3 protein-coding genes and 1 pseudogene are annotated in these 4,045 nt (G+C 68.0%); 3 read left to right on the top strand and 1 reads right to left on the bottom strand.

The genetic code is table 11. The features are described from left to right. Positions 1-110: 110 nt before the first annotated feature. Positions 111-884 (bottom strand): enoyl-CoA hydratase/isomerase family protein, encoded by a 774-nt coding sequence (locus LI92_RS20165; RefSeq protein ID WP_046322042.1) that lies wholly within the window; start codon positions 882-884, stop codon positions 111-113. A 61-nt stretch (positions 885-945) separates the two neighbouring features. Between LI92_RS20165 and LI92_RS20160 the strand changes: the two genes are divergently transcribed. The 3 genes and pseudogenes from LI92_RS20160 to LI92_RS20150 all read left to right on the top strand — a co-directional run. Further along, a complete protein-coding gene (locus LI92_RS20160; protein WP_046322044.1) occupies positions 946-1,329 on the top strand; it encodes an NYN domain-containing protein in 384 nt (127 codons plus the stop codon). Between the two features lie 227 nt (positions 1,330-1,556). Continuing rightward, entirely contained in the window at positions 1,557-3,473 is a 1,917-nt protein-coding gene (locus LI92_RS20155; protein ID WP_082109824.1) for a S8 family peptidase, read from the top strand. Positions 3,474-3,494: 21 nt separating this feature from the next. Next, positions 3,495-4,045, top strand: a pseudogene (locus LI92_RS20150) (serine-threonine protein kinase); the annotation flags it as partial.

Genomic DNA, 4,045 nt, shown 5'->3' with positions numbered 1-4,045 from the left:
GAGAGCCGAAGCTGGGACCGCCGCATGAGAGCCCCGGCGGTTCAGCGAGGCTCGACGAAGGAGAGCCGAAGCTGGGACCGCCGCATAAGCCCCGCATAGGTTCGCGGAGGTCAGCGGCCCCGCCACTGCGGTGGTCGCTGTCCTCGCCAGGCCTCTAGTCCCTCGGCGACGTCCTCGGTGGCCGCGGCGACCTTACGCATCGTCTCGCCGAAACGCACGGCATCGATCCAGCTCATGTCGGGGCTGCGCCACGCCACCTCCTTGGTGGCGCGCTGGGCCAGGGGAGCGGCCTTGGTCAGGGTCCGTGCCCAAGCCAGGGCGGTGTCCTGGAGGGCCTGCGGGTCGACCAGTTTCCACACCAGGCCGACCTCGTGGGCCCGCTGAGCGCTCATCGGTTCTGCGGTCAGCAGCAGTTCCATGGCGTTGGCCCAGCCCACCCGCTGGGGCAGCCGGATCGCCCCGACGATGGTGGGCACGCCGATACCGACCTCCGGGTAGCGGAACACCGCATCGGTGCTGGCGATGACGAAGTCGCAGAACAACACCCCGGTCAGTCCGTAGCCGATGCAGGGACCGTGGACCGCGGCGATGGTCGGCTTGAACAGTTCCATACCGGACTCGAACGAGTTGATGGTGGGCTTCTCCCAGAAGGTTCCGGGGAAGGTGCCGACCGCGCCCGCCGAGTCTTTGAGATCGGCCCCGGCGCAGAACACGTCGCCGGCGGCGGTGAGAATCCCGACCCAGGCGTCCTCGTCGGCGCGGAAGCGGTCCCAGGCGGCATTGAGGTCGGTGCGCATCGCTCCGTTGATGGCGTTGCGGGCCTCCGGCCGGTTCAGGGTGATGGTCGCGACATGCTCGTGGCATTCATAGGTGACCAGGGTCATCGGTCCGACTCCTCCTCATCGGCGTACCGCGGTGCCTTGGCTGCACCGTACCGTCGCAATGATGCGGTGGATCGTCGACGCGATGAACGTCATCGGTGTGCGACCGGACGGCTGGTGGAAAGACCGCCACGGCGCGATGGTTCGCCTGACCCGCCAACTGGAGCACTGGGCGGCTGAACAAGGCCGACAGGTCACCGTGGTCTTCGAAAAGCCGCCTGTCCCGCCGATAGCATCGGATGTCATCACCATCGCGGCGGCTCCGCGCTCCGGCGCCGACTCCGCCGATGACGAGATCGTGCGGCTGGTCCGCTCTGACGACCGGCCGCAGGACATCACCGTGGTGACCTCCGACAGTGCCCTGGTGCAGCGGGTCACCACCGCGGGTGCGGCGACCGTTGCGGCAGCACGTTTCCGCAGGCTCATCGAGGACGCCCCGGGGCGATGACCACGCCGGGCGGTGACGCAGTGAGTCCACGAATGTCTGGTGCGCTGGCATAACGGCGGGGTAAGTTGCAGACACGGTAGCTGTATCGCCTGCGTAGCGCTCAGCATCAGGGGTGGGGACATGGCAGTCTGCGGCTCGTCACGGATGAACCGTCGGGGTGACGCCGCGCGGCACGGATTCGGCCGGGCCGACAGCGGCGCAGCCGTCGCCCCGCCGTGGATCCGGCGATGACCGATCGTCCGGAATTCAGCGAAGCGGAGCGGCCGCCGCCCGAAATCGCTTGGGCGGCAAGGGTGATGTGCGCAGTACGTGAGTTGGAGGAAGCGGCCGAGTTCCCCGCCACGGTGACGCGGGTCAAGGAGGCGGTGGGCGCCAAATTCGCTGCAGCATTCCTGCCCGCGGACCGGCTCTTCGACGGCGGCCGGCCGTCGTGGGAGCGGCGGGTCGACGACGCCGTGAAAGCGTTGACGAAGCAGAGATACCTGCGCCGGCTCAAGGGCGCGCTACGCACCACCGCTGCCGGCCGTGCGCACTACGACACCGCGTGCCGGCTCGGTGCTCTGGTGGCCGCGGCGCCGGCACCGACTGTCGACACGGCGCCTGCTCCACCCGACCTGTTGCAGCCCGGGGTCGTGACCGCGCCACTGCGAGGAAAGCTTCGGCCGCAGGGCCCGGGAGCCCGGCCGGAAGACGTCGACGAGGAGCAGCCCGCGGACGAAGCCGAACCGGTCATGATCGAGCTGAATCTGCGCTACGGGATTGGTGCGAAACCACCCATCCCCGGCGGCTTGGGCGCGGCGATCGCCCGGGTCGAGTACCTGTGGACATTGGTTGGTGCGCAGGGCAAACCGCGCGTGATCGCCGATCAATACCTGTCCGGCGAGTTGACGCCGGCGCAGATGCAGAACATCGCGACCGCGGACTCCGCTGCCGGCGACTGGCCCTACCGGGCCATCTATCGCATCTGGCCCGACTTCGAGGTGCACCGCCAGATCGACGTCTCCACCTCGACGGTCAAGGCGGTACCCGCGCAACGTTCGTTCGCCGCCTTCGGCGACGGCATCGTCTGGGCGGTGATCGACTCCGGGATCGACGGCACCCACCCGCACTTCAAGGCCGACCGCACGCTCGATGATCCCGCGGTGAACGACCTGCATCATGACTTCGTCTCCGGCAGCAAAGATCCCGGCGCCGCTCTGGTCGATGAGGACGGACACGGAACGCACGTGGCCGGCATCATCGCCGGCGGCCTGACCCGGTGGAAGCCCGACAAGGGCGAGCCGCACGCGATCGCCGTGGAGAGGCGGCGCAACAACGGGGCCGTGGCCGGTAACGACCCGATCCTGTCGCCGCGGCCGGTGCAGCTCGAACTGCTCAACGGCGTTGCACCGCTCGCGAAATTGGTCAGTCTGAAGGTACTCGGCGGCCTGGGCGACCTGACGACCCGGACTGGCCGGGTTATCGAGGCGCTGGCCTACATCCGCGAGACGAACGGCGACACCGGCAAGCTGAGCAGAATCCACGGCGTCAATCTCAGCCTGGGCTACGACTTCCTGGCGGAGTGGTTCGCCTGCGGACAGAGCCCGCTGTGCCTGGAAGTGAACCGGCTGGTCCGCACCGGCGTCGTCGTGGTGGTCGCGGCCGGAAACTCCGGCTACGTCAAACTCAACGTCCAGAAGTCCGACGTCAACCAGTTCAGCGCCGCCGTCACCATCAACGATCCGGGTAACGCCGAGCTGGCCATCACGGTGGGTTCGACGCACCGGGACTCGCCCCACACCAACGGGATTTCCTACTTCTCCTCGCGCGGGCCGACCGGGGACGGCCGGCCCAAACCCGACCTGGTGGCACCGGGCGAGCTGATCACCTCGGCTGCTGCCGGCAAGAACCTCACCAGAATCCAGCAGGCCAACTTCGAGGGGCTCGACGGCGCTGCGGTGTACATCCAGGACAGCGGTACCAGCATGGCCGCCCCGCACGTGTCCGGTGCCATCGCGGCCTTTCTTTCCGTACAGCGGGAATTCGTGGGCAAGCCCGACGAGGTCAAGCGAATCTTCACCTCGTCCGCGACGTCGCTCAATCGTGATCCGAGTTTCCAAGGCGCCGGCTTGGTCGACCTCATGCGCGCACTGCAGACACGGTGACACCGGGGAAGGGGAACCGCCATGACCATCACCGCCACCGCCCCCTGGGCGTTGTACTTCGATGACCGCGGAGACGTCGACCAGGACGGTGAGAGGCAATTCCTGGCGCAACTCGAGGCCGGGAACGTCGCCGATCTGGTGATCTTCAGCCACGGCTGGAACAACGACGAGGCGACAGCCGACTCGCTGTACCAGCGATGGTCCGCCCTGCTCGACGAGCAACTCGGTGCTGGCCGCACCATCGGCTTCCTGGGCATCCGCTGGCCTTCGGCGATGTGGCGCGACGAACCCATTCCGGACTACGACCCCACGCCCGCCGACGCGGCAACCGGGGGCGCCGGATTGGACGACACCGCCACGACATTCGATGCCGACCCGACGCTGAGCCAACAACAGGTGGCCGACCTCGTCGCGGTGTTCCCGTCCGGGGCCGACGAGCTCAACGAGCTGACCGCACTGCTGGCGACGGAGCCCAGCCAGGACCGACGCGACGAGATGTTGGCGGCCATGCGCAGATTCAGCGACAAGGTGCGGGCCGGGTGCGACGACGGCGAGGCCCTGTCTCTTATACA

Origin of the sequence: Mycobacterium sp. UM_Kg1 (assembly GCF_000972925.1) — a bacterium.
GTDB lineage: Bacteria > Actinomycetota > Actinomycetes > Mycobacteriales > Mycobacteriaceae > Mycobacterium > Mycobacterium hiberniae.
Note: the sequence above shows the minus strand (reverse complement) of the source record. Positions and strands in the feature narration are given on the sequence as shown.